The sequence below is a fragment of the Ramlibacter sp. genome, from assembly GCF_041916345.1.
Classification (GTDB): Bacteria; Pseudomonadota; Gammaproteobacteria; order Burkholderiales; family Burkholderiaceae_C; genus Ramlibacter.
Window position 1 is genome coordinate 17,822 of the sequence record NZ_JAYRZR010000032.1, and the last position, 24,312, is coordinate 42,133.

Annotated in this window: 23 protein-coding genes; 7 read left to right on the plus strand and 16 right to left on the minus strand. The window is 69.5% G+C overall.

The window, feature by feature from the left end; all coding sequences use genetic code 11:
• Positions 1–8: 8 nt before the first annotated feature.
• The 6 genes from ACE3T5_RS10570 to ACE3T5_RS10595 all read left to right on the plus strand — a co-directional run bounded on the left by ACE3T5_RS10570 (position 9) and on the right by ACE3T5_RS10595 (position 5,818).
• Positions 9–995, plus strand: coding sequence for a glycosyltransferase family 4 protein (locus ACE3T5_RS10570; protein ID WP_374667309.1), 987 nt, complete (start codon positions 9–11; stop codon positions 993–995).
• Positions 996–1,094: 99 nt separating this feature from the next.
• Positions 1,095–1,862 carry a glucose-1-phosphate cytidylyltransferase gene (gene rfbF / locus ACE3T5_RS10575; protein ID WP_374667311.1) on the plus strand — a complete coding sequence of 256 codons (768 nt, stop codon included), beginning with the start codon at positions 1,095–1,097 and terminating at the stop codon, positions 1,860–1,862.
• A complete protein-coding gene (gene rfbG / locus ACE3T5_RS10580) occupies positions 1,859–2,932 on the plus strand; it encodes a CDP-glucose 4,6-dehydratase (protein ID WP_374667314.1) in 1,074 nt (357 codons plus the stop codon). Before rfbF ends, rfbG begins: the two co-directional genes overlap by 4 nt.
• Complete coding sequence (locus tag ACE3T5_RS10585; RefSeq protein WP_374667316.1) at positions 2,929–3,480, plus strand: dTDP-4-dehydrorhamnose 3,5-epimerase family protein; 552 nt, start codon at positions 2,929–2,931, stop codon at positions 3,478–3,480. Before rfbG ends, ACE3T5_RS10585 begins: the two co-directional genes overlap by 4 nt.
• Positions 3,477–4,700 (plus strand): methyltransferase domain-containing protein, encoded by a 1,224-nt coding sequence (locus ACE3T5_RS10590; protein ID WP_374667318.1) that lies wholly within the window; start codon positions 3,477–3,479, stop codon positions 4,698–4,700. The genes ACE3T5_RS10585 and ACE3T5_RS10590 overlap by 4 nt, the downstream gene beginning before the upstream one ends.
• Positions 4,701–4,708: 8 nt before the next feature.
• The gene (locus ACE3T5_RS10595) at positions 4,709–5,818 is read left to right on the plus strand and encodes a DegT/DnrJ/EryC1/StrS family aminotransferase (RefSeq protein ID WP_374667320.1); all 1,110 of its coding nucleotides are present in this window, start codon (positions 4,709–4,711) and stop codon (positions 5,816–5,818) included.
• Here the strand turns inward: ACE3T5_RS10595 and ACE3T5_RS10600 are convergent.
• The 6 genes from ACE3T5_RS10600 to ACE3T5_RS10625 all read right to left on the minus strand — a co-directional run bounded on the left by ACE3T5_RS10600 (position 5,815) and on the right by ACE3T5_RS10625 (position 10,772).
• Positions 5,815–6,564 carry a cephalosporin hydroxylase family protein gene (locus tag ACE3T5_RS10600; protein WP_374667322.1) on the minus strand — a complete coding sequence of 250 codons (750 nt, stop codon included), beginning with the start codon at positions 6,562–6,564 and terminating at the stop codon, positions 5,815–5,817. The two genes, ACE3T5_RS10595 and ACE3T5_RS10600, sit on opposite strands and share 4 nt — an antisense overlap.
• On the minus strand, positions 6,542–7,273 hold the full coding sequence (locus tag ACE3T5_RS10605; RefSeq protein WP_374667324.1) for a WbqC family protein: 732 nt from the start codon (positions 7,271–7,273) through the stop codon (positions 6,542–6,544). Before ACE3T5_RS10605 ends, ACE3T5_RS10600 begins: the two co-directional genes overlap by 23 nt.
• On the minus strand, positions 7,261–7,842 hold the full coding sequence (locus tag ACE3T5_RS10610; RefSeq protein WP_374667326.1) for a GNAT family N-acetyltransferase: 582 nt from the start codon (positions 7,840–7,842) through the stop codon (positions 7,261–7,263). The genes ACE3T5_RS10605 and ACE3T5_RS10610 overlap by 13 nt, the downstream gene beginning before the upstream one ends.
• Entirely contained in the window at positions 7,839–8,990 is a 1,152-nt protein-coding gene (locus tag ACE3T5_RS10615) for a class I SAM-dependent methyltransferase (protein ID WP_374667328.1), read from the minus strand. The genes ACE3T5_RS10610 and ACE3T5_RS10615 overlap by 4 nt, the downstream gene beginning before the upstream one ends.
• 9 nt (positions 8,991–8,999) lie before the next feature.
• Entirely contained in the window at positions 9,000–9,830 is an 831-nt protein-coding gene (locus ACE3T5_RS10620; protein ID WP_374667330.1) for a phytanoyl-CoA dioxygenase family protein, read from the minus strand.
• Between the two features lie 93 nt (positions 9,831–9,923).
• Entirely contained in the window at positions 9,924–10,772 is an 849-nt protein-coding gene (locus ACE3T5_RS10625; RefSeq protein WP_374667332.1) for a glycosyltransferase family 2 protein, read from the minus strand.
• Between the two features lie 145 nt (positions 10,773–10,917).
• Here ACE3T5_RS10625 and ACE3T5_RS10630 point away from each other — a divergent pair, with 145 nt between their 5' ends.
• Positions 10,918–12,405, plus strand: coding sequence for an oligosaccharide flippase family protein (locus ACE3T5_RS10630; RefSeq protein WP_374667334.1), 1,488 nt, complete (start codon positions 10,918–10,920; stop codon positions 12,403–12,405).
• 11 nt (positions 12,406–12,416) lie between these two features.
• Here the strand turns inward: ACE3T5_RS10630 and ACE3T5_RS10635 are convergent, their stop codons facing one another.
• From ACE3T5_RS10635 to ACE3T5_RS10680, 10 genes are all read right to left on the minus strand, one after another.
• Complete coding sequence (locus ACE3T5_RS10635) at positions 12,417–13,607, minus strand: hypothetical protein (RefSeq protein ID WP_374667336.1); 1,191 nt, start codon at positions 13,605–13,607, stop codon at positions 12,417–12,419.
• Positions 13,604–14,413 carry a hypothetical protein gene (locus ACE3T5_RS10640; protein ID WP_374667338.1) on the minus strand — a complete coding sequence of 270 codons (810 nt, stop codon included), beginning with the start codon at positions 14,411–14,413 and terminating at the stop codon, positions 13,604–13,606. The genes ACE3T5_RS10635 and ACE3T5_RS10640 overlap by 4 nt, the downstream gene beginning before the upstream one ends.
• The gene (locus tag ACE3T5_RS10645; RefSeq protein WP_374667340.1) at positions 14,410–15,573 is read right to left on the minus strand and encodes a glycosyltransferase family 2 protein; all 1,164 of its coding nucleotides are present in this window, start codon (positions 15,571–15,573) and stop codon (positions 14,410–14,412) included. Before ACE3T5_RS10645 ends, ACE3T5_RS10640 begins: the two co-directional genes overlap by 4 nt.
• A 79-nt stretch (positions 15,574–15,652) precedes the next feature.
• Positions 15,653–16,135 (minus strand): pilin, encoded by a 483-nt coding sequence (locus ACE3T5_RS10650; RefSeq protein WP_374667342.1) that lies wholly within the window; start codon positions 16,133–16,135, stop codon positions 15,653–15,655.
• 139 nt (positions 16,136–16,274) lie between these two features.
• A complete protein-coding gene (locus ACE3T5_RS10655) occupies positions 16,275–18,692 on the minus strand; it encodes a GspE/PulE family protein (RefSeq protein WP_374667344.1) in 2,418 nt (805 codons plus the stop codon).
• A complete protein-coding gene (locus ACE3T5_RS10660) occupies positions 18,689–19,480 on the minus strand; it encodes a 3',5'-cyclic-nucleotide phosphodiesterase (RefSeq protein WP_374667346.1) in 792 nt (263 codons plus the stop codon). The genes ACE3T5_RS10655 and ACE3T5_RS10660 overlap by 4 nt, the downstream gene beginning before the upstream one ends.
• 14 nt (positions 19,481–19,494) lie before the next feature.
• Positions 19,495–21,744 (minus strand): CHASE2 domain-containing protein, encoded by a 2,250-nt coding sequence (locus ACE3T5_RS10665; RefSeq protein ID WP_374667348.1) that lies wholly within the window; start codon positions 21,742–21,744, stop codon positions 19,495–19,497.
• 47 nt (positions 21,745–21,791) lie between these two features.
• Positions 21,792–22,466, minus strand: coding sequence for an FHA domain-containing protein (locus ACE3T5_RS10670; protein WP_374667350.1), 675 nt, complete (start codon positions 22,464–22,466; stop codon positions 21,792–21,794).
• 49 nt (positions 22,467–22,515) lie between these two features.
• On the minus strand, positions 22,516–23,301 hold the full coding sequence (locus tag ACE3T5_RS10675; protein WP_374667352.1) for a Stp1/IreP family PP2C-type Ser/Thr phosphatase: 786 nt from the start codon (positions 23,299–23,301) through the stop codon (positions 22,516–22,518).
• A 10-nt stretch (positions 23,302–23,311) separates the two neighbouring features.
• On the minus strand, positions 23,312–24,312 hold a 1,001-nt coding region (locus ACE3T5_RS10680), incomplete at its 5' end, for a protein kinase (protein ID WP_374667355.1).

Here is a 24,312-nt window from a genome sequence, read left to right on the forward strand (position 1 = left end):
AGATCCCGGTGCATCCCACAATCCATTTCGACACCCGATGGTTCGGCAACCACGGCATCGGGCGCTTTGCGCAGGAACTCTTCCATCGCCTGCCCGGCGCCAGGCCCCTGCCCATCCTCGGGCCGAAGCTCTCGCCCATCGATCCGCTGGCCTCCACCTGGGCCCTGGCTCGCCTGCGTGACGGCCGGTACTTCTCGCCCGGATTCAATCCGCCGCTGGCCAGCCCGATCCCGTTCGTCTTCACGATCCACGACCTGATCCACCTGAAGGTGCCGGGCGAGTCATCCGCGCTGCGGCGACTGTACTACGAGACCGTGGTGCGACCGGCCGTCCGCCGCGCGCGCCGGGTCCTGACCGTGTCGGAGCACTCGCGCGCGGACATCCTGGCCTGGTCGGGAGCGCCCCCCTGGCAGGTGGAGGTGGTGGGCAACGGGGTCGGCCCGGCCTTCCAGCCGGATGGGGCCGTGCACCGGCCCGGCGCGCCGTACTTCCTGCACGTGGGCCGGCGGGCCAGCCACAAGAACGTGGACCGGCTGCTCCAGGCCTTCGCCCTGCTGCGCGGGCGCGAGGGCGTGCGGCTGCTGTTCACCGGCGCGCCGGACGCGCCGACGATGCAATGGGCGCGCGCGGCGGGCGTGGCGGAGGCCATCACCTTCGCTGGCGAGCCGGACGACGCCGGCCTCGCCGCGCTCTACCGCGGCGCGGTGGCGCTGGTCTTCCCCTCCCTGTACGAGGGCTTCGGCCTGCCGGTGGTGGAGGCCATGGCCTGCGGCACCCCGGTCGTCACCTCCGGCAGCACCTCGCTCGCCGAGGTGGCGGGCCCCGGCAACGCCCTGCTGGTCGAGCCCGAGCGCGTGGAATCGCTCGTCCATGCCATGCAGCAGATGCTGGACGATGCCGCGCTGCGCGCGACGCTGGCCGGGCGCGGCATCGAGCGCGCGCGCGCCTTCCGCTGGGAGGCCGTGGCCGGGCGCGTGCGCGCCGCGCTGGACTGAGGCCGCGCCCTCCAGCGCCGATCGCATAATGCGGCATCGATCACGGGCATCCATGTCGCAGGCAGCCACTCTTCCATCGAGCCCCGCCGGGAGCCGGCCATGAAGGCCGTCATCCTGGCCGGCGGACTGGGCACGCGCATCAGCGAGGAATCGCATCTCAAGCCCAAGCCGATGATCGAGATCGGCGGCAAGCCGATCCTGTGGCACGTGATGAAGATCTACTCGCACCACGGCATCAACGACTTCATCGTCTGCCTGGGCTACAAGGGCTACGTCATCAAGGAGTACTTCGCCAACTACTTCCTGCACACCTCGGACGTCACCTTCGACCTGCCGAACAACCGCATGGAAGTGCATGAGCGCCACGCCGAGCCCTGGCGCGTGACCCTGGTGGACACCGGCGAGCGCACCCTCACGGGCGGCCGCCTGAAGCGCGTGCGCAGCTACCTCGGCGACGAGCCGTTCTGCTTCACCTACGGCGACGGCCTGGCCGACATCGACATCGCCGCGGCCGTGGCCTTCCACCGGCGCCACGGCAAGCCGGCCACGGTCACGGCGGTGCAGCCCCCGGGGCGCTACGGCGCGCTGGGCCTCGACGACGACCGCGTGGCGCGGTTCGAGGAAAAGCCCATCGGGGACGGCGCGTGGATCAACGGCGGCTTCTTCGTGCTCAACCCGTCCGTGGTCGACGCCATCGAGGGCGACGACACCAGCTGGGAAGCGGCGCCGCTGGAAGGGCTGGCCGCCCGCGACGAACTGCGCGCCTGGCGGCATCGGGGCTTCTGGCAGGCCATGGACACCCTGCGCGACAAGAACCAGCTGGAAGACCTGTGGCACCGAGGCGCGCCCTGGAAGGTGTGGCGTTGAGCCTGTTCGGCGGCCAGTTCCGCGGCCGGCGCGTGCTGCTCACGGGCCACACCGGCTTCAAGGGCAGCTGGATGGCGCTGTGGCTGCAGCACCTGGGCGCGGAGGTGACCGGCATCGCCCTGCCCCCCGCCACCGAGCCCAGCCACTGGGCCATGACGGCACCGCCCCTGCGCAGCCTGCTGATCGACGTGCGCGACGCATCGGCCGTGGCCGCCGCCGTGCACGCGCATCGGCCGGAGATCGTGTTCCATCTGGCCGCCCAGGCGCTGGTGCGCCCGTCCTACCTGCAGCCGCTGGAGACCTGGTCCACCAACGTCATGGGCACCGCGCATGTGCTGGAGGCCTGCCGCCAGACACCGGGCGTGCGGGCGATCGTGGTCGTCACATCCGACAAGTGCTACGACAACCCGGAGACCGGCCAGGCCTTCGCCGAAACCGATCCCCTGGGCGGGCATGACCCCTACAGCGCCTCGAAGGCCGCCACCGAACTGGTGGCCGCGAGCTACCGCCGCAGCTTCTTCGCGAACGGGCCCCTGCTGGCCACGGCGCGGGCCGGCAACGTGATCGGCGGGGGCGACTGGGCGGCCGACCGGCTGCTGCCGGATCTGGTGCGCGGCCTGCAGTCGGGCCAGCCGGCCGTGATCCGCCGCCCCGAGGCCACCCGGCCGTGGCAGCACGTGCTGGAGTCGGTCTCGGGCTACCTCCTGCTGGGCCAGCGCCTGCTGGCGGGCGATGCGGCCGTGGCGGGCGCGTGGAACTTCGGGCCCGGCCCGGAGGGCAACGTCACCGTCGGCGACATGCTCGAGGGCCTTCGGCGTCACTGGCCGGGCCTGGCCTGGCGCGTCGATCGCGACGAGAGCCGGCACGAGGCACGGCTGCTGCAGCTCGACACCGGCAAGGCGCGCCGGCTGCTCGCATGGCGCCCCGTGTGGAACCTGGATCGCACGCAGGCCGCCACCGCCGAGTGGTACAGCCACTACCTGGCGCAGGGCGAGGCGCTCAGCCAGCGGCAACTGCAGGGCTATGTGCGCGATGCACAGGCCGCGGGCCTGGCGTGGGCCACGCCATGAGGATCGAGACCACGCCGCTGGCCGGCGTGTACCGCGTCCACCAGCCCTATGCCGGCGATGCGCGGGGCGCGTTCGCGCGCCTGTTCTGCGAGCGCGAGCTCGCCGAGCTGCTGGGGCATCGCCGGATCGTGCAGATCAACGGGTCCCTCACCCGCGAGGCCGGCACGGTGCGCGGGCTGCACTTCCAGCATGCGCCCCACGCCGAGATGAAGTTCGTGCGCTGCCTGCGCGGCCGGGTCTGGGATGTGGCGGTGGACCTGCGCGCCGGCTCGCCGACGCTACTGCAGTGGCATGCCGAGGAGCTCTGCGCGCACGATGGCCGCATGATGGTGCTGCCGGAGGGCGTGGCCCACGGCTTCCAGGCGCTGGCGCCCGACACCGAGCTGCTCTACCTGCACACGGCCTTCCATGAACCCTCGTCGGAGGGCGGTGTCCACTGCCAGGATGCCCGCCTCGGCATCCCGTGGCCGCTGCCGGTGCGCGGCCTCTCGCCGCGCGACCTGGCGCACCCGCCGCTCGCGCCCGACTTTGCCGGAGTGAAGACTTGAACTGCCGCCACTGCGGGCAAGGCCTGCACCATGTGTTCCTCGACCTGGGCAGCGCGCCGCCGTCCAACGCCTACGTGAGCGCGCAAGGCTTGCGCGAACCGGAGGTCCACTACCCGCTGCGCCTGTTCGTCTGCGAGGCCTGCTGGCTGGTGCAGACCGAGGACCACGCGCACGCCGACGAGCTGTTCCGCGACGACTACGCCTACTTCTCCTCCACCTCCCGGTCCTGGCTGGCCCATGCCGAGGCCTACTCGCGCATGATCGTGGAGCGCCTGCACCTCGATGCGCGCAGCCACGTGCTGGAGGTGGCCGCCAATGACGGCTACCTGCTGCGCAACTTCGTCGCCGCCGGCATCCCCTGCCTGGGCGTCGAGCCCACGGCGGGCACCGCGCAGGCCGCCCGGGCCCTGGGCATTCCGATCGTGCAGGCGTTCTTCGGCGTGCCGCTGGCGACCGAGCTCGCCTCGCAGGGCGCGGCGGCCGACCTCATCATCTGCAACAACGTCTTCGCGCATGTCCCCGACATCAACGACTTCGCGGCCGGCCTGCGCGTGGCCCTGAAGCCCGAGGGCGTGGTGACCATCGAGTTTCCGCACCTGCTGCGCATGATCGCGCTGACGCAGTTCGACACGGCCTACCACGAGCACTTCTCCTACCTGTCGCTGCACAGTGCCGCCCGGGTGCTGCGCGCGGCCGGCCTGCGCGTCTGCGACGTGGAGCAGCTGCCCACGCACGGCGGCAGCCTGCGCGTCTACGCCTGCCATGAGGCAGCCAGCCACCCGGTGACGCCGGCGGTGGCGGCGGTGCTCGCCGACGAGGAGGCCGCCGGCCTGCGCACGCTGGCACCCTACCTGGCCTTCCAGGCGCGCGCCGACGCGGTGAAGGACGGCCTGCTCGAGTTCCTGCTCGCCTGCAAGCGCGAGGGGCGCCGCGTGATGGGGTACGGCGCTGCCGCCAAGGGCAACACGCTGCTGAACTACGCGGGCGTGCGGCCCGACCTGCTGCCCTGCATCGCCGACGCGGCGCCCAGCAAGCAGGGTCGGCATACGCCGGGCACCCACATCCCGATCGTCGCGCCGTCCCACCTGCTCGAGCAGAAGCCGGCTATCGTGCTGATCCTGCCCTGGAACATCGCCGACGAAGTCGTGCAGCAACTGGCGGAGGTCCGTCGCTGGGGCGGGCGCTTCGCGGTGGCCGTGCCGAAGCTGGCCCTGCTCTGAGCATCGAGATGACCCTGTCCCGCATCCACTACGCCAAGCCCTCCATCACGGAGCTGGAAGTCCGCTACGCGACGGACGCCGCCACCCATGGCTGGGGCGAGCGCTGCTACGAGTACATCGACCGCTTCGAGGCGGCCTTCCGCGCCCACCTGGACGTGCCGTTCGCCATCGCCACCTCCAGCTGCACCGGCGCCCTGCACATGGGCATGGCCGCGCTCGGCATCGGACCGGGTGACGAGGTGATCCTGGGGGACATCAACTGGGTCGCATCGGCGGCACCGATCACCTACCTGGGCGCGCGGCCGGTGCTGGTCGACGTGCTGGCCGACAGCTGGTGCGTCGATCCGGCCTGCGTGGAGGCCGCCATCACGCCGCGCACGCGCGCCATCCTGGCCGTGCACATCTACGGCAACCTCTGCGACATGGACGCGCTCCTCGACATCGGAAGGCGCCACGGCATCCCGGTGATCGAGGACGCCGCGGAGGCGCTGGGCTCCGCGTGGGGTGAGCGTCGCGCCGGCACGCGTGGCGCCTTCGGCGCCTTCTCGTTCCATGGCAGCAAGACCCTCACCACGGGTGAAGGCGGGCTGTTCGTCTGCAACGACGAATCGCTCTACCGCCGCGTGCTGACCTTGAGCAACCATGGCCGCGCTCGCGGCGAGCCGCGGCAGTTCTGGCCGCACGAAGTGGGCTTCAAGTACAAGATGTCCAACCTCCAGGCGGCGATCGGCTGCGCCCAGGTGGAGCGCATCGACAGCCTGCTGGCACGCAAGCGCGAGATCTTCCAGGCCTATGCGCAGGCGCTGGACGGCCTGCCGCTCGCCATGAACCCCGAGCCTGCGGGCACCCGCAACGGCTACTGGATGCCGACCGTCGTCGCGGACGCCGGCAGCGGCTTCGACCGCGACGAACTGCTGCGCGCGTTCGCCGCGGACGGCATCGACGGCCGCGTGTTCTTCTGGCCCCTGTCGATGACGCCTCCCTTTGCCGGGGCGCCCCAGCCGCCGGTCAGCCATGGCCTCTACCGGCGCGCGCTCAACCTGCCGAGCTACCACGACATGCAGCCGGACGACATCGCCCGTGTGGCGCGGCACGTGCGCGCCGTGTTCGCGCGCTAGGCGACCCGGCGCAGGTAGCCCTCGGGCGCGACGGTGATGAGCAGCTTGTGCTCGATCGCGCGGTCCACCTCGAAGCCCGGCGCCTCGGCCAGGTAGGCCCTCACTGCCGTCTTCGGGCCGTTGCCGGGGCCCCAGGGCCGGTCGGTGAACATGGCCTCGGGCATGTCCTCGAGCAGCGTGTCGAAGACCACGCAGTAGCTGCCCACCGTCACCAGCGGGGCGTAGGCCCGCAGCTCGGCCAGCACGTGGTCGCGCGTGTGGTTGCTGTCCAGGCAGACCAGCACGCGATCACGGCCGCGCGCCGCCGCGCGGACCTGCTCGATCACCTCGGGCGCGATGCTCGATCCCTGGATCATGTCGATGCGCCGGGCCATCGGGTGCGCCTCGATCGCCTCGCGGTTGTGCGCCCGGATGTCGATGTCGATGCCCAGCACCCGGGCGTCCGCCGGGCCACCGCAGGCCGCCACGAGTTCCAGCATGGAGGCCGAGAAGATGAGCGACCCGCCGTGGGCGATGCCGGTCTCGATGATCAGGTCCGGCTGCACCTGCCAGATCAGCTCCTGCATGGCCATCATGTCCTGTGGGAACTGGATGATGGGCCGGCCCAGCCAGCGGAAGTTGTAGGCGTACTTGTGCGGGGCGATCTCGCGCACCCACACTCGCGAGAGGGCCTGCAGGTCCGTGTCGCGGCCCAGGCCCTCCACGTTGCGCCGGCACTCCTCTTCAAACTGTTCGCGCGGATTCATCGAGGAACTCTCTCCAGGGGACGGATGGGGATTGAATGTAGCGTGCGCCCGCGCGGCCACAGTTGGCCACCAGGTCGAGCCCGCTCACGTAGGGGGTGAAGGCCCCGTGCAGCTGCGGATAGGGTACGCGCGCATAGCGCATGTACTCCACGGCCACGCCTGCACGCTCGAAGGCCTCATGGTCCAGGTAGTTGGCCGCGCCGTGCCCGGTGACATAGGTGGTGCCGCCCACGGCCTTCACCACGTCGAGCACGCGCTGGCTGCCGCTGCCACCCACCGCCAGCGCGGTCACATCGACGAAGCGGCGGCCGGCCTGCAGGCCGAAGTAGTCCGACAACACCAGCAGGGACCGGCGGGCGAGCGGCCCGAGGTGCCGGTCGTCCGCCGCATAGACATCACGGGCGAGCGCCAGCGCATCCGCCAGGAAGGGCGCGCCATCGAGGGCGCGCTCGATCAGGTCCAGGTGGCGGGGCACCCAGTCGGGCGCCGGCGGCAAAGCCACCTGGTCGATCCGCTGGCCCAGGCGCAGCCCGGGCAGCGGCACGCTCAGCCAGCGGGGGCCCTGGGCCAGCTTGAGCTGCACGCGGTTGACGAAGCTGCCCTTGGAGAACTGCACGTCGTCGTAGTGCACGAACACGTCGGCCAGGCGCACCTGCTCCAGCAGGCCGACCCAGGGAAACAGCATCGACTGCGAGATCACGACCCGCATGGGGCGCCCGCCGGTTCGAGGAAGGCCTCCATCAGGACCACGTCGCGCCACGAGCCCTCGATGCACACATGCTCGCGCAGCAGTCCGCAGCGCGCGAACCCGGTGGCGTCATAGCAGCGGATCGCACGCAGGTTGTCGGCCCGCACGCGGAGGCTGACCTTGCGCAGGCCACGGTCGCTCCGGGCGGCCGCCAGGGCAGCCCGCACGGCCGCCCGCCCCAGGCCGCGTCCCTGCGCGGCAGGGGCCAGGCAGATTCCGAGTTCACCGCGCCGGTCCTCCGGATCGATGTCGACGATCTGGAGGTAGCCCAGCGGCTCACCGGCGTCGGGATCGGCAATCACGAGGAACAGCGACCGCTCGCCCTCGGCGCGCGCCTGCAGCCAGCGCCGCACCGCGGCCTCGTCGCTGCCGCGGGCGCGGGCGAGCAGCTGGGCCTGCAACGGCACGTCATTGCGCAGCCGCTGCAGGAAGGGGATGTCCGTCTCGCGCCAGGGCCGCAGCAGGACGCTGCCGGCGTGCGCCGCGGCCGCCTCAGGGCGGTCCGCGGAGACGGACAGCCGGCTGGTCATGCGGCTGCCTCGTCGAGGAACACGAGTTGCAGCTCGCGCCCCGCGAGCTCGGGCACCTGGGCCATCGCCTGGCGCGCGATCGACGGGTTGAGCCCGACATACATCCGCTTGACCGCTGCATCGCAGGCCTGCGGCGCGACGATGGGCGTGCCGAACAAGGTCTTGCCTTGCCGGAACGGGCTCCGGTCGAGGACGCAGCGCAGCCGGTCGGGTTGGCGCAGGGTGCTCGCGATGAACGCGCCGTAGAAGCCCGAGCCATAGATGGCTGACGGCACATCGCCCGCCTCGGCCTCGGCGGCTCGGATGCGGTCGCCGATGGCGCTCCAGTAGCGTGCGAGATCCTGCGCCGCCGCGAGCGTACCCGCGACTTCGGGGGCCGCCGTGTGCCGCCCGGTCTTGCCGGCGCGGAACACGAGGGCGCCGCGATGCAGCCGGTCGTCGATCACGATCTCCTGGAAGCCGGCATCGGCCAGCAGGCGATGCAGCGAGGGCCGGGTGAAGTGGTTGACGTGATCGACGACGACGAAGTCCGCGATGTTGCCGAAGGTGTCGGGCACGATGCCATACAGCACGCCCTGCGGGCCCAGGAGTCCCGCGATGTGCGCGAGCGTCCGCGCCGGCTGCGGGATGTGCTCGAGCGAGAAGAACGAGGTCACGACGTCGAAGCGGCCCTGCCAGTCTGGCGGCGTCTCGTGCATCGCCTGCCGCTCGCGCGGGACGAAGCGGTCCCAGTGCGCCTGGTACATGGCACTGACGTCGAACAGGTGCACCTGCAGGTCCGGGCGGCGGGTCAGCAGCATGCGGGGCGTGGAGGCCTTCGCACAACCGTAGTCCAGCAGGCGCGCCCCCTCGGGCAGGGCCAGCTGGGTGACCAGGGTGTCGACCTGATGCTCGGTGCGGTAGACGATGCGGTCGCCGCGGGTGTCGTAGATCTGGTCTTCCTCGTCGTGGTCGAGGAGGATCCGGTACTCGGTCTCGTAGTAGCGCGCCACGTCCTGCAGTTCGTCGCTGAGGAGGTGGCCGCAGGAGGGGCACAGCCAGACGCGGGTGCGGCCGGGCCGCAGCTCGCACAGGGACGTGAGCGACTGGTCGGACGTCGACTCGTACAGCGGGTCGCCCAGGGCGGCATGGCAGATGTTGCAGTGCATGCGCCGGCCTCAGGAGACGAACAGTTCGGGGTGCACCTGCCGGAAGTCGACGCCCGCCGCGTAGGAGCCCTTCCAGCCGTGCGACCGCCCCGTGGGCTCGGCGAAGTTGAAGTAGCGGAACTGCATGCTCCAGCGCGAGCGCGAACCCCGGTTGTGCCCCGAGGCATGCAGCACCAGGAAGTCGATGATGACGAGGTCACCCGGCGCGGTGAGCGGCGCGATGTGCGTGTAGCGCGCCAGGCGCTCGGCCTCGCGGTCCAGCATGAGCGCGTAGGCACCCGAGCGGCCCGCGCCCTCCGGGTCCGCCAGGCGCACGGGCACCGGGCCTTCACGGTGCGAGCCGACACAGAAGGCGACCGGCCCGAGTTCGGGCGTGACCGGCACCAGGGGCGACCAGAAGACCAGCCCGTCGAGGCTGCGCAGCTGGGCCGGGTACTCCTGGTGCCACATGGCCCGGTACCGGTCCTCGTGGGGGTTGTCGATCCGGATGCCGTAGCCGCCGCCGGCGACGCCCGCCACGGCGCCCGGGCGCAGCTGGCGGAGGATGCGCTCGTGGGCCGGATGCGCCACCAGCCGGACGAACGCCGGGATCTGCTTCACCGCGTCGTAGACCTCGCCACCGAGTGCGCGGTTGGCCGCGATCAGGGCCTGGTAGCCCTCGTCGAAGCGCGCCGGCTCGAACGCCGGCCGTGTATCCGGCAGGCCATGGCGACGCATGACCTGCCCGATGACATCGTGGATGCCCCGCTGGATGGGGGCGATGTCCGCCTGCAGGTCGTAGAAGCCGGGCACGATCAGCACACCCTGCTCCTGGAAGGCAGCGACCTGCTCTGGGGTCAAGACGTCATCGTCCAATGGGAACTCCGTTTCGGCTCGGTGCCGCAACAGCGGCCACCCGCCCATTGTCCACGGAAGACGGCGCGGCCCGGCACGTCAGCCGCGGGCTCGGCGGGCCCGCCAGCGCCGGGCGATCTCCTGCCCCGGCTTGAAGGCCACGATCCAGAAAGGCAGCAGCACGGCGAGCAGCCAGCGCCAGCCGGCCGGTGCGCTCGCATAGCCCCGGTTGCCCAGGACGTCGGCGGTCGCGTTGAAGCAGAGCGAGAACGTCACCGGCACCCGGCCCATCCAGGCCGGCTGCCCGAGCGCCGCGGCGAGGTGCCGCTTGTTCACCGACTGCCCGCCGCGCTCGCGGTGGATGCGGGCCGCGGGATCCGTGCGCACGTGGCCATGGAAGGCCAGCGCCGCCACATAGAGCCAGTCGCCGCCGATCACGTTGCACACATCCGCGCGCGCGGCCACCTCGTGCCGCAGCACGCCGTAGAAGATGGCGTTGTCGTCGACCTGCCGGTAGTAGCCGAGGACGCGCATCAGCGGGCTCGCCGACCGGCAGTCGACGACGTTGCCGCCGGGCGCCGCGGTGCTGCCATCGTAGGTGGCCAGGCCACCTGCCAGCACCGCGTCCGGGTCGGCCTCGAGCAGGGCCACGCAGCGCTCGACGTAGTCGGGCGCGATCCAGTCGTCGTCGGCGAGCCACATGTAGAGCGGCGCATCCGCGCGCGCGAACACGGACAGGAAGTTGCGCGTGGCGCCGACGTTCTCCGGCTGCCGGTGATAGGTGAGTCGCGCGTCGCGGGCGGCATAGGCCCTGCAGACGGCCTCGGTGTCGTCGGGCGAGGCGTTGTCGCTGACGATGATCTCCAGCTCGGGATACGTCTGCGCCAGCGCGCTGTCGATGCAGCGGCGAAGGCGTGCGCTGCGGTTGTAGGTGGGTATGCCGATCACGACACGGGGCTTGCCCCGTCCGGCTGGCTCCTGCTGGGTCACTCTGGCTCCGTGCGGCGCGGCCCTGCCCCCGGGCCGGGGGTATTCTCGGGACCTGCTGGGCGGGGAGAATAACCGCTGCCCCGGACCTGGAGCCGCCAACACCTTGTCGCTGCATCGCAACGTCGTCGCCAACGGCCTCGGTCAGGGCTGGGTGGCCCTGATGAGCGTGGCGTTCGTGCCGCTGTACATCCGGCTGCTCGGGATCGAGGCCTATGGCCTGATCGGCGTGTTCGCCGCCATCCAGGCCTGGCTCACGCTGCTGGACGTCGGCCTCGCGCTGGCACTCAACCGCGAGATGGCGCGGCACCAGGCCGGCCTGAGCGATCCCGCCGCGATACGCGATGTCGTTCGCAGCGTCGAGGTGCTGTGCGCGGCGCTGGCATCGGTCGCCATGATCCTGCTCGCGTCTGCCGCCCCCTGGCTCAGCGAGTCCTGGCTGCGGCCCGGCGCGCTGGCGATCGACGAGGTGCGCACGGGCCTGTACCTGATGGCCTTCATCGTCGGCTGCCGGCTGCTGGAGGGCGTGTACCACGGCGCCGTCCAGGGCCTGCAGCGACAGGTGGCCGCCAGCGCGGCCAGCGCCGCGCTGGCCACCTTCCGCTGGGGCGGCGCGGCCCTCGTCCTGCTGGCGGCGCCGCCGACGGTGGGCCTTTTCTTCGCCTGGCAGGCGCTCGCGTCCGTGCTGGGTGTGGTGGTGTTCGCGGCCTTGCTGTATCGCCACCTGCCAGCGGCGCCGCGGCCGGCGCGCGCTTCGCCAGCGGCACTCAAGGGCATGGGGCCATTCGCGGCGGGTGTGGCCGTGACGACCCTGCTGGGTCTGCTGCTCACCCAGCTCGACAAGGTCATCCTGTCGCGGCAGCTGGACCTCGGCGCCTTCGGGCACTACGCCCTGGCGGCCTACCTGGCGAGTGCGCTGCAGCAACTCGTGCTGCCCATCTCGCAGGCCTACTACCCGAGGCTGTCGCAGCTGGTCGCGCAGGCCGACGCCGCGGGTGAGGTGCGGACCTACCACGAAGGAGCGCAGCTGGTCACCGTGCTGATCACCCCGGCGGCGTTCCTGCTGATCCTGTTCGGCGAAGCCGGGCTGCGCCTGTGGACGGGCGATGCGGCGCTGGCGGGCGCGGTGGCGCCGATGCTGGCCTTCCTGGCGGCCGGCTCGCTCTTCAACGGCTTCATGAGCCTGCCCTACAACCTGCAGCTCGCGCATGGCTGGTCGCAGTTCGCCGTGCGGGTCAACCTCATCGCTGTCGCGCTGTACGTCCCGGCACTGCTGTGGGTGGTGCCGCATCACGCCGCGCTGGGCGCGGCGTGGCTCTGGCTCGCGCTCAACGCGGGCTACTTCCTCGTCGGCATCCATTTCATGCATCGGCGCCTGCTGCCGGCCGAGAAGTGGGCCTGGTATGCCGCGGACGTGGCCGGGCCGGCCGCGGCGGCAGCGCTGGTCATGGTGCCGGCGGCCTGGTGTCTGCAGCCTTCATGGCCGCCCGCGGCGCAGCTGGCCTGGCTGGGGGCCAGCGGGGTGGCGGGCCTGCTGGCTGCCGCAGCCGGCGCGCCGGCATGGCGGACTCGCCTTGCCCGGCGGCGCCGCTGAACTGGCGGCCGCTAGATGCCGCGCTCCCAGGGCAGTCCGGTGCGTCCGCGGATGTTGTGGCAATCCATGCGGAAGTCAGGGGCCAGGACCTGCTCGCTCGTTCCGACGTCGACGGCGTTGAGCGCGCGCAGGTACTTGTACAGGACGCGCCCGTCGTTGAGCACGTACACGCGCATGTCCGAGGTCACGTAGAAGCGCCGCGCGCCCATCGTCAGCAGGTTGGTGGTGGCCTGGCCCGGCGGAAACAGGCGCGGGCAGGTCTGCTCGAGCCGGTTGAACACCGCCTCGACACGGGGGTCGGGCTTGGGCTGGCTGGCGCGGTCCTTGGCGGCCACGCGTTGCAGCGGGCAGAGCCAGAACCCGCGCTGCTCGGGCACCTCCCGGGCTTCCTGCGCGCCCAGGCGCGAGCCCATGGCCGTGAGCCCCGTGGAGCGGAGGAACCGGCACGGCTGCCCGGTGGCGACGGCCAGGCCATGCCCGCCCAGGTTGAGGTCCAGCGCGTCCACGAGCTCGGCGGGCGGAACGAGCTCCTTGACGCCCTGGCCGGGCAGCGAAGGAAACAGCAGCTCGATGCGCGGGGATGCCGCCAGGAAGTCACGCGTCATGTGCCCGAGCACGTTGTCCGGCGGGCCGCCCGGCTGGCTGGCGAGGCTGATCCAGCGTGAATCCGGATGGAAGCGAGGCGCGATCAGCGAGTAGGAGATCCCGCTCACCGTGAGATAGGTGCCCGGTCGGGTGCGGAGGTCCTCCGGGATGTCGACATCGAATGCCGGCGGCGCCGTCCACGGCACCAGGCCCCAGGACCGCCAGGGTTCGTTCTCGTGGATGAGGAAAACCTGCAGGCCGATCATGAGGCTCGCGAGCGTGATCTTGATGCGGCCGGGGATAGGCAGGTGGTGCAGCAGGCCGATGCACAGCGGCCCGGCCAGGAACAGCGCCGCCAGGAAGTAGCGACCGTTGCCGCTGGTCAGCAGCCAGGGGGCGAAGGTGAGCGCGATGAACGCGAGCAGCGCGAGGGTCTGGCGCCGCTGGGGCAAAGCACGGCCGACGCGCAGCAGCACCCAGGCCGCGGCCAGGGCGAGGATGAATACGAAGCGGAAGTCGGGGGCGATCGTCTCGACATACACGCCGCCATCCGGCGCGGCCATCGCGATCGGCCGCAGCAGCGCGTCGCGCCAGGTGTCCGGGATGAATCGGATCATCGGTGCCAGCCCGTCAGTGCGCGCAGCGGCTCGAACGAGGGGTGGAGGAACGGAAACACCGGGTTCCCGAACGCCTTCCACAGCAGCGCCCCCCAATAGCCGTACGCCAGGATGAAGCCCGCGATCGACCACAGGCCAGCGGAGACGATGGCCCGCGCCCGCTCGCGCCAGGACGAGCCTGCGCGCACCCAGAGCAGCGGCAGCGCCAGGGCCAGCGGTCCGTTGCTCAGCTTGAAGGCGACGGACAGGCCCGCGCACAGGCCCGACAGGGCGATCGCCCATCGGGGCGACAGCCAGCGGTGCGTGGTGGCGGAATCGGCGGCCGCCAGCGCCAGGGCCACCGACCACACCAGCGGGGCGGCCGCGAGCACGTCATTGGCGGTGGTGTCGATCAGCGACAGGCTGACCTGCCCGAGGAAGGCCAGCACAACCGCCGCGGCGCGCAGGCCCAGGCCCATCCACGTCGCATCGGGGATGCAGCTGCGCGCCACCATCCACAGGGGCGGCACCAGGATCAGGTTGAGGCTGACCAGCACGACGCCGGCCCCCACACCGGAGAATCCGTGGATGAAGAGCTGGTAGGCAGGCCAGTAGAGGTAGGGGTACTGGTAGGACTGGAACGAGGCCGCGAAGAGATCGTGCCCGAAGCGCGGCTGGTTGGCGACCCAGCCGAGATAGATGTGGTGATTCAGCGCGTCCCAGCTCAGGCCGATGCCGCCCAGGCCGACCGGCACCGCCACCATGGCCAGCCAGATGACCGCGCACAATGCGGCCAGTTCCGCTGCGGGACGGGGCGGCGCCTTCACGCGGGACGCGCCGAGCGCCAGGAGGACAGCAACGCACCCGCGAACAGGGAAGCCATGGCCACCTGCGAGCCGACCGCCATGAGCGTGACGGCAGGAATGACGGAACGCATGGTTTCCACCGGGTTGAGCGGCCCGAAGCCGGTACGGCCCCAGTCGACGGTGAGGCCGATCGACCAGCCCAGCCCAGCCAGCAGCAGCAGCGCCCCGGCAATGAGGCCCTTTTCAAGGCTGAACGAGCCGCTCCAGCGGCTCATCCACGCAGGCTCCGGCACAAAGCGGGCCAGCACGGCCAGCCACTTGGTCAGCAGGGCGAACACGATCAGTTGCACGCCGATGATGGTGGCGGCGCCGAGGTAGAGCATCGAATGGATGCCGAACGGCACGGCCTGCGCACCGAGGTAGCCCGCCAGGAGGCCTCCGACGCCCAGCAGGCCGAGCGCGATCCCGGGGTAGAGGAACAGCCAGCGCGGACAGAACAGCAGCAGGAAGCGCAGGTGGCGCCAGCCGTCGCGCCAGGTTCTCAGGTGGGGCGGCCGGCCGCGCCCGTCGGGCCGCAGCGTGGTGGGGACCTCCTCGATGCGCAGGCCGGCCAGCGCCGCCTTGGCCACCATTTCACTGGCGAACTCCATGCCCGGGGTGATCAGGCCGAGGCGCAGGATCGCATCGCGCGAGAAGCCGCGCATGCCGCAATGGAAGTCACGGATGGCCGTCCTGAAGAACAGGCGGCCGATGAAGCTGAGGACGGGATTGCCGAGGTAGCGATGCAGGAAGGGCATGGCCCCTGGGGCGATGCCGCCCCGGAAGCGGTTGCCCATCACCAGGTCGGCGCCGTTGCGGAGAGTTGCCACGAAGGCGTCGAGCGAGGCGAAGTCGTAGCTGTCGTCCGCGTCGCCCATGATGATGTAGCGCCCGCGGGCCGCCGCGATGCCACCCAGCAGCGCCGCGCCGTAGCCCCGCTGGGCGACAGGCACCACGCGGGCACCGGCTGCCGTGGCGATGGCCTGGGACGAATCGGTGGAGCCGTTGTCAGCGACCAGCACCTCACCGCGGATGCCCCTGCGCTCGAAGAAGCCCATGGCCGCTTGCACACAACGACCGACCGTCCTGGCCTCGTTCAGGCAAGGCATCAGGACGGTGAGTTCAGGCGCTTCTTCTTCCATCGGCTAGGGGGTTCCATTCGTCCGCAGATGCAAAAAGAGCGGCCGAAGCCGCTCTTTCGCGTTGGCAAGCCTGAGCGTATCAGGTACCGCGGCAAGAGCCAGGCAGGAACTTGGCGGGCATCGGGTTCGTGGCACCCGGGCCGCAGACCCACTTGAACACCGGGGCGCCCATGTGGCCGGCAGTGCCGGGATCCTTGACCGTGGTGGCGTCCTGGTAGGGCACCAGGTCGATGGTCATGGTGTCGATCGCGGCGTCGTTGAAGCCGGTGGCGGTGACGGTGATGATACCGGCAGCGGACGTCTGGACCTTGGACACGTACTTGCTGGTCTGGCTGCTGTTCTCACAGCCCCAGCCGTTGGCCGTGGGCGTGCCCGAGCCGGACTGGTAGACCTCGGTGATGGTCGTGCGGCAGGCAGAGGCGGCGAGCACCACTTCCGACATCTTCGCGCGCTTGGTGTAGTCCTGGTACGCGGGCAGAGCCACGGCAGCCAGAATGCCGATGATCGCGACCACGATCATCAGTTCGATCAGGGTGAAACCCTTTTGCAGTTGACGCTTCATAGGTACCTCCGGGGTTGATGAAGAAGCGAGAGGATACAGCAATCGGTGTGCCAGGCCCTTGCGACGTGAACTTGTTGGCTTTTGGCGCCTACAGCCGCGCTGGGCCTGACATCCCGGGCTCAGGCGCTGACAATTTCTGTCACTTGATGCACACGGAGCGAACCTGCTTCAGGTCCGTCAGGCCCAGCATGATCTTTTCCATGCCGTCCATCTTGAGGGTGCGCATCCCGCTGGCCACGGCGGAGACGAAGATCTCGGCGACTCGCGCGCGCTCCTGGATGAGCTTCTTGACCTCGTCGTCGGCGATCAGCAGCTCATGCAGGCCGACCCGGCCCTTGTAGCCCGTCTTGTTGCACTTCTCGCAGCCAGCGGCCTTGAAGAACTTGAGGCGGCCGTTCTCGCCGTAGAGCTTGACCCAGCCTTCGTAGAGCTTGCGGGCCTCGCCGGCGTAGTCGGCCTTCCAGGGGGCCGTATGGCGCAGGTCTTCCACGTACTCGGCGATGAAGGTCTTGATCTCTTCCTGCTCGGGGTAGTACGCCTCCTTGCAGTCACACAGCCGCTTCGCCAGGCGCTGCGCCAGGATGCCCAGCAGCGCGTCGGCGAAGTTGAAGGGGTCCATGCCCATGTCGAGCAGACGGGTGATGGACTCGGGCGCGGAGTTGGTGTGCAGCGTCGAGAACACCAGGTGGCCGGTGAGCGAGGCTTCCACGCCCATGGACACCGTTTCCTTGTCGCGCGACTCGCCGACCATGATGATGTCCGGGTCGGCACGCAGGAAGGCGCGCATGACCAGCGCGAAGTCGATGCCCGCCTTCTTGTTGATCTGCACCTGCCGCAGACCCTTCTGCGTGATTTCCACCGGGTCCTCGGCGGTCCAGATCTTGGTGTCGGGTGTGTTCAGGAACTTCAGCACCGAGTGCAGCGTGGTCGTCTTGCCGGAGCCGGTGGGCCCGCAGACGTAGAACAGGCCGTAGGGCTTGGAGACGGTCTTCTCCAGCCGCTCCTTGTTGTGGGGGGTGAGGCCCAGCTTGTCGAGCGGAATCGGCTCGCCGGCGGCCAGGATACGCATCACGACGTCTTCGACGCCACCGGCCGAGGGAATGGTGGCCACCCGCAGCTCGATGTCGAGCGGGCCGTACTTCTTGAACTTGATCTTGCCGTCCTGCGGCTTGCGGCGCTCGGAGATGTCGAGGTCGCACATGATCTTCAGGCGCGTGACCAGCGCCTGGCGGAAGTGCGCCGGCACCTCCACGTAGGGCACGAGGCCGCCGTCGATGCGGAAGCGGATTCCGGTCTTGGCCTTGCCGGGCAGTGGCTCGATGTGGATGTCCGAGCAGCGCTGGTTGTAGGCGTCGATGATGATCTTGTTGACGAACTTCACCAGTTCGTTGTCGGCCGCGGCGGACTCGAGCGCGCTGCCGTCACCGCCGCCTTCGCCTTCGTCGTCGAGCGGGGCATTGAGGTCGGCCAGCATGTCCTCGACCGACTGGCCCTGGTCGGGGGCGCCCCAGAGCTGCGCCACCGTCTCCTCGAATTCCGTCTGCGTGGTGACGCGATAGGCGAAGCGGCTCGACTTGGGAAAGATCTGCGGCACGATGCGCGAGTTGCGCACCGCTTCCGGATCCAGGCACATGATGAGCAGGCCCTCCGGCGTCTCCTCGACGGGGATCCAGCCCTGCTCATTGATGAACTCGCGCTTGAGCGCGCCCTGCAGCGTCTCGACCCGCAGGCGGCTGGGGTTGAACGGCTCGTAGGGCACGCCGAAGAACTTCGACAGCGAGGGGCCGATCTGCGCCGGGCGGATGGAGAAATCCGCCATCAGCACGTGCTCGACCGGCTTGGATTCCTCGCGTGCCTTCTGCACCGCCTTCTGCAGCTCGTCGTAGGTGAGCACGCCGTCGGCGATCAGGCCGTCGTACTTGGTCGCCTTGCGGCGCTGGCCTTCACTGGCCTTCTCCATCCGTTGCCGGATGGCGGTGGCCAGCGTCTTGGAGAGCTGCGCGGCGCCTTCGACCTCGAGGTCGCCGAAGGGCTGGTCGCTCTTGTTGTTGATGACCTGGATGACGCCGTGCAGCACGTCGCCGTCGAGGATGGGCACCACCAGCATCTGCTTGGTGCGGTAGCCCGATCGCTTGTCCACCTCCTTCAGGAAGTGCAGGCTCGGGTGGATGCGCTTGAGCGCGTCGTCGTCGTAGACGTCGGCGATGTTGACCAGCTGCTTGGACATCGCCACGTAGCCGGCGATGCTCTGCGCGCTGATGGGCAGCTTCAGGTCCTTCGCGGTGTTCAGGCCGGTCTTGATCTTGGAGATGATGGCCGAGCGGTCCTCGTTCACCGCGTACAGCGTCAGGCGGTCGGCGTTGAACAGCTTGCAGATGTCCTGGCTGGACTCGAGCATGATCTCGTCGACGTTCTCGGTCGCGTGGATCTTGGTCGTGACCTGCTGCAGCTGGCGGAAGAACAGCGCCTCGAAGGAGATGCCGCGCTTGTCCGGCGGCAGCTGCTGCGAGTCGAGAAAGGCCTGCTCGGTGTCCTTGGTCTTCAGTACTGCATTCATAGCTCGAACTCCTGCCCGGCCCTGAGCCACCGGATGTCGTGCACCACGTTCGGGCCGAACGGCTGCGTCTGGTCGAACCGCTGGATCTCCGTCATGATGAGTTCAGTCTCGGCGGGCTTGGTGTGCGTGATGAAGATCGGGAAGCGCTTGCTCTTGTCGATGCAGTCCAGCTCCTCGGCCAGGGCATGTGGCGACAGGTGCAGGCTGCGCTTGGCGAGATCTTTCTCGCGGTTGGAGAAGGCCGTCTCGATGACCAGCGCCGCCACGTTGAGCTGGTTGATGCGCCGCCAGAAGGCGGGGTTGCGCTCGGTGTCGCCGGTGAACACCCAGCAGCCCGAGCCGGAGGTGATGGCGTAGCCGCAGGCGGGCACGGTGTGCACGGCAGGCAGCACTTCGATGTTCTTGCCGCCGACCGAGAAGCTCTGGCCGACCTGGATCTCGTGGAAGCTGACGAACGGCGCCTGCGGCGTCGGGATGCGGCTGAAATCCGGCCAGATCACGTTGTTGAAGATGTGGGCCTTCAGCGCCGCGATGGTGCCCGGCAGCGCCAGCACCCGCACCGGCTGGGTCAGCATGGAGGCGATGGAGTCCACCATCAGCGGCAGGGCCGCGACGTGGTCCATGTGGGAGTGGGTGAGCAGCACGTACTTCACCGCCCGCATCTCGTCGAGGGTGAGGTCACCGACACCCGTGCCGGCATCGACCAGGATGTCGCCGTCGATCAGGAAGGACGTCGTCCGACAGTCCTTCGCGATCGCTCCGGAACAGCCCAGCACGCGAACCTTCATTCAGCGCCCCTTGGTCACTTGGTCTCGAAATTGGTGGCGCCGTCCCAAGCCGGGTCGAACGGCAACAACCGCATTGAGGCTACACGTTCGGAGTACATCTCGTAAAGGTATTTTTTTGCATTGATCCGCTGCAGGTTGATCATCAACGTGTCGCACTGATCCCACTGCTGCGCGCGGTAGGCCTTCAGGAAGGCCGCCCAGGTCTTGAGCTCGTCCTGGACACCCTGGTCCACCCGTTCGGCGGGCGCCACCGGCCAGTAGATGGCCACTGCCTGCTCCTTGCCCTTCACGCGCACGCGGTCAAGTTCCTGCCAGGCGAAATCGGGCGCGGCCTTGCGGGCCGTCTCGCTCACCACGATGTCCACGCCATAGACCTTGGACAGGCCCTCCAGGCGCGACCCCAGGTTCACCGAGTCGCCGATCACGGTGTAGCTGCGGCGGATGTCGGAGCCCATGTCCCCCACGCACATGGGGCCGGTGTTGATGCCGATGCCCACGCCGATCTCGGGAATGCCCTTGGCGCGGTGCTCCTCGTTCATCTTGCGGACGGCGCCCGCCATCTCCATCGCCGACTTGACCGCCAGGTGCGCATGGTTGGGCGTGTCGACCGGCGCCCCCCAGAAGGCCATGACGCAGTCGCCCATGTACTTGTCGATGGTGCCCCGGTTGCCGCGGATGATGTTGGTGAGCCGGCTGAACACGTCGTTGAGCAGGTGCTGCAGCTGCGTGGGCTCCATCTTCTCGGACAGCTTGGTGAAGCCGCGCATGTCGCAGAACATGACGGTCAGCTCCTTGCTGGTGGCCTGCATGCTGTAGCTGTCGGGGTCCTTCACCATCTCGTCCACCAGTTCCGGCGGCACATAGGTGCCGAACAGGTGGGCGAGCTCGCGCTTGCTGCGGCTTTCCACGAAGTAGCCGTAGCTCATGTTCAGGGCGAAGGCGAGGCCTGCCATGACCAGGGCGGAGGCCAGCGGCAGCACCAGGCCCTGGCCGAAGAACAGGTAGAAGTTCAGCGCCACCAGGGCGGCGACCACGCCCACGCTGACCAGCACCGCGCGGGTGGCCGACAGCAGCGGCAGCGCCAGCGCCAGGGTCAGGCCGCTCAGCAGCAGGATCACCACCTCGTAGCCCACCGCGTAGTCCGGCTTCACGAACAGCTTGCCGTCCATCAGGCCGGAGATGACGTTGGCGTGCGTCTCGACGCCGGGGTAGGTCTCGCCGACCGGGGTGACCCGCAGGTCCAGCAGGCCGGGGGCGGTGGTGCCGACCAGCACGATCTTGTCGCGCAGCGTGCCCACGGGCACCCGCTGCGAGATGATGTCGGCCGCCGACACGTAGCGGAATGAACCGCCGGCCACGCCGCCGAAGCCCCGGTAGGGCACCAGGGCCGCGACGCGGTGATCCACCGGGATCGCCAGCGATTTCTCGCCCTGCTTGAGGATCACGCTTTCCAGGCCGGTGTAGCCGCGGCTGACGAAGCGGTCGCGCGGGAAGCCCGGCGCCACCTCGGGCTGGCCGGCCAGCATGCGGAACATGGCCAGCGACAGGGACTCGTAGTAGCCCCCCTTGTACTCGGCCAGCAAGGGGATGGAGCGCACCACGCCGTCGGTGTCGGTGATGGAGTTGAAGTAGCCGGCCAGCGGCGCGGCACGGGCGATCTGCTCGATGTTGGAGCCGTAGCCGTTCCAGCTGGTGAAGCTGATCGGCCGCCCGAGCAGGGACTCGCGCGCCATCACCGGCCGCGGCAGGGCGCCGCTGGTGCGGCCCTCGCGGTCGCTGGTGAAGTAGTAGCCCATGACCACCGGGCGCTTCTCCAGCGCGCGGGCGAACATGGCGTCGTAGTCGAGCGAGGCCTGCAGCTGGCCCACGCGGTCAGCGAAGCCCGCGGCATCGCGCAAGTCGCCCTGGGCCAGCTCGCGCAGACGCTTCAGGCCCGAGCTCTCGTCCGGCTCGGCGAAGACGACGTCGAAGCCCAGCAGGGCGATCTGGTGACGGTCGAACAACTCGTCGACCAGCGTCGCCAGCCGGTTGCGGCTCCAGGGCCAGCGGCCGACCTCGGCCAGGCTCTTCTCGTCGATGTCGACGATGACGATGCGGTTGTCCATCGTCTTCGGCATCGACGTGCGCAGCCGGGCGTCATAGATGATGTCGTCCAGGCGCTGCAGGAAGCCGATGGGAAGCACGCCGACGGCGTGCAGCAACGCGAAGACCAGGGGAACCAGGCTGATCGCGATGCGGGACCAGTGTTTGGAAAGCAAGCCCATGGGCCCCGACTCCTTGGCTTGACGGGCTGGCGGCGGGCGGGCGGCCGTCAGGCCGCCTGCACGAACTGCATCTGGGTGCCCGCGAGCTCGAGCATGTCCCCGTTCTTCAGGGTCACCGGCTCCTGGCCGATGGCCGCGCCGTTGAGGGTCGGCTTGTTCGAGCCCTCCACGTGCGCCACGACGAAGCCGTTGGCGCGCTTGGTGATGGCGGCCACGGCCACACCGGGCTTGCCGATGGTGGTGACGACCTTGACCAGCGGGACCTCACGGCCGGCCGCGGCGCCGGACAGCACCTTGATGCTGGCGTTCACGTGGGCCGCATCCGCAGCCGCCGCCGGGGCGGGCGCCGCGCCAGGCGCGGGGGCCGCCGCCTTGGGGACTGGCGGCACCATGCCCGGCTTGATGATCATCGTCTTCTCGAACGTGGCGCCGGGCGCCTCGTGGATGAACTTGATCTTGTACTTGCCGATCTCGATGGTGTCGTTGTTTTGCAACAACTGCTTCTTCACGGCCTTGCCGTTGACGTAGGTCCCGTTGGTGCTGTTGAGGTCTTCCAGGTAGACCTCTGTGCCCGTGAGCTGCAAAACCGCATGCTCGCCGCTGACCGCAAGGTTGTCGATGACGATGTCGTTGTAGGGCCGCCGTCCGAGGGACGTGCGGTCTTTCGTCAGCTGGACTTCCTTGATGACAACACCGTCGATCGAGACGATCATTTTCGGCATGGTCCGACTCCTGTCTATGTTTTCAACACCGTACTACTAGAACCAAAGGCTATTGTCCCAGCAAACGCGAAATCAGGCCGCGTTTTTTGGTCTCGCTGCTCGCCAGCGCCAGCACGACGGAGATGTTGTCCCGCCCGCCGTTGGCATTCGCTGCCTCGATCAGTTGCCCCGCCTTCTGCTCCAGAAGTCCCTCCGCAGACACGATGCGCGCGATGGCCTCGTCGTCCAGCATGTCGGACAGGCCGTCCGAGCACATGAGATAGAGGTCGCCGGGCTCCACCTTGTGCTCGTTGACCTCCAGCAGCACCGCATCCTCGACGCCGAGTGCGCGCGTGACCAGGTTCTTGTTGGTCGACACGGCGGCCTGCTCGGGGGTGATCAGGCCGGCGTCCATCTGCTCCTGCAGAAGGGAGTGGTCCTTGGTGATCTGCTCCAGCACGTTCGCCCGCAGCCGGTAGCAGCGCGAGTCGCCGATGTGCCCCAGCATCAGCCGGCCGTCCTGGAAGACACCCACCACCAGGGTCGTGCCCATGCCGCTGTACTGCGGGTTGGAATTGGCGGCGTTGAAGATCGAGCGGTTGGCGTTGTCGACGCAGATCTCCATCGCGCGCCGGACCTCGCGGCTGTTGGCGTGGCGGCCGGCCTGGGTGAGCCAACGCCCCAGCTCCGACTTGATGAAGGTGGTGGCCATGCCGCTGGCGATCTCGCCCGCGTTGTAGCCGCCCATGCCGTCGGCGAGGATGCCGAGCCGGGTGACTTCGTCGACCGCGACCGAGTCCTCGTTGTTCTCGCGTGCCAGGCCTGGATCCGTGCGGATGCAAAACTCGTAGTTCATGGTTCGCGGATCAGGGCTTGCGTCCGGCGGGGCCGTTGCCCGCGGGCGGGACACCCGCCTCGGGCTTGCTCATGACAGCCGTCTTGTCGAACTGCGCGCCCTGCGGCGCGCCGCCACCGCTCTTGTTCTGGCCTGCATCATAGCCCGGCTGCAGGGCCGCAGGGGCCGTCTGCGCGAACTCCTTCGCGGCAGGGGCCGTCTGCGCGAACTGCGGATGGCCCGAAGGGACGGTCGCGGCGTAGCCAGGCGCTGCCGCCACGGGCGGCCGGGCCGCGCTCGCGGGCTGCGTAGCAGGGAAGTCCGTCTGGTGCGCAGGCGCCACAGGCCTCAGCACGCCGGCGGGCTGCGTGGCAGCGAAATCGATGTACGCCGGTGGTTGCGCCTGGGCCGGGGGTGGCGCGGGGGGCGTGAACACGGCCGTCTTCTCGGCCGCGGGCTGCGACTGGAAGGCTGCCGTCTTGTCCATGCCCGCGGGCGCGGCCGGTGCGGCGGGCGCCGGGATGCGCATGGCCGCGGTCGCGCCGGCCGGACGGCCGGCGGCCGCCGGGGCCGCGCCGCCGGACATCTCCTCCATCACCGCGCGCAGCTCGGCGGCGAACTGGTCACCGTCCTGGTAGCGGGACTCGGGCTTCTTGTGCAGCGAAAAGGCAACGATCTGCGCCAGGCGCTCCGGCAGGTCGCGGCGGATGATGCGGATGTCGGGCGCTTCCTCGTTGGCAATCTTGTACATCAGCTCCGCCATGGAGTCGCCGCGGAAGGGCAGCACACCGGTGAGCATCTGGAACAGCATCACGCCCAGCGAGTACAGGTCGGAGCGGCCATCGACCTTCTTGCCGGCGATCTGCTCGGGCGACATGAAGCTGGGGGTGCCCAGCACCAGGCCTGTCTTGGTCTTGCTGGAGTCGGTGATGCGGGCAATGCCGAAGTCGGTGACCTTGACCGTGTCCGAGTCGAGCTCGTACATGATGTTGGCCGGCTTGATGTCGCGGTGCACCACGTTCTGCCGGTGCG

Coding starts and splice junctions, on each gene's coding strand:
- rfbF (WP_374667311.1), top strand. CDS start 1,095: ATGAAGGCCGTCATCCTGGCCGGCGGACTGGGCACGCGCATCAGCGAG.
- ACE3T5_RS10585 (WP_374667316.1), top strand. CDS start 2,929: ATGAGGATCGAGACCACGCCGCTGGCCGGCGTGTACCGCGTCCACCAG.
- ACE3T5_RS10595 (WP_374667320.1), top strand. CDS start 4,709: ATGACCCTGTCCCGCATCCACTACGCCAAGCCCTCCATCACGGAGCTG.
- ACE3T5_RS10600 (WP_374667322.1), bottom strand. CDS start 6,564: ATGAATCCGCGCGAACAGTTTGAAGAGGAGTGCCGGCGCAACGTGGAG.
- ACE3T5_RS10605 (WP_374667324.1), bottom strand. CDS start 7,273: ATGCGGGTCGTGATCTCGCAGTCGATGCTGTTTCCCTGGGTCGGCCTG.
- ACE3T5_RS10610 (WP_374667326.1), bottom strand. CDS start 7,842: ATGACCAGCCGGCTGTCCGTCTCCGCGGACCGCCCTGAGGCGGCCGCG.
- ACE3T5_RS10615 (WP_374667328.1), bottom strand. CDS start 8,990: ATGCACTGCAACATCTGCCATGCCGCCCTGGGCGACCCGCTGTACGAG.
- ACE3T5_RS10635 (WP_374667336.1), bottom strand. CDS start 13,607: ATGATCCGATTCATCCCGGACACCTGGCGCGACGCGCTGCTGCGGCCG.
- ACE3T5_RS10645 (WP_374667340.1), bottom strand. CDS start 15,573: ATGGAAGAAGAAGCGCCTGAACTCACCGTCCTGATGCCTTGCCTGAAC.
- ACE3T5_RS10650 (WP_374667342.1), bottom strand. CDS start 16,135: ATGAAGCGTCAACTGCAAAAGGGTTTCACCCTGATCGAACTGATGATC.
- ACE3T5_RS10655 (WP_374667344.1), bottom strand. CDS start 18,692: ATGAATGCAGTACTGAAGACCAAGGACACCGAGCAGGCCTTTCTCGAC.
- ACE3T5_RS10660 (WP_374667346.1), bottom strand. CDS start 19,480: ATGAAGGTTCGCGTGCTGGGCTGTTCCGGAGCGATCGCGAAGGACTGT.
- ACE3T5_RS10665 (WP_374667348.1), bottom strand. CDS start 21,744: ATGGGCTTGCTTTCCAAACACTGGTCCCGCATCGCGATCAGCCTGGTT.
- ACE3T5_RS10670 (WP_374667350.1), bottom strand. CDS start 22,466: ATGCCGAAAATGATCGTCTCGATCGACGGTGTTGTCATCAAGGAAGTC.
- ACE3T5_RS10675 (WP_374667352.1), bottom strand. CDS start 23,301: ATGAACTACGAGTTTTGCATCCGCACGGATCCAGGCCTGGCACGCGAG.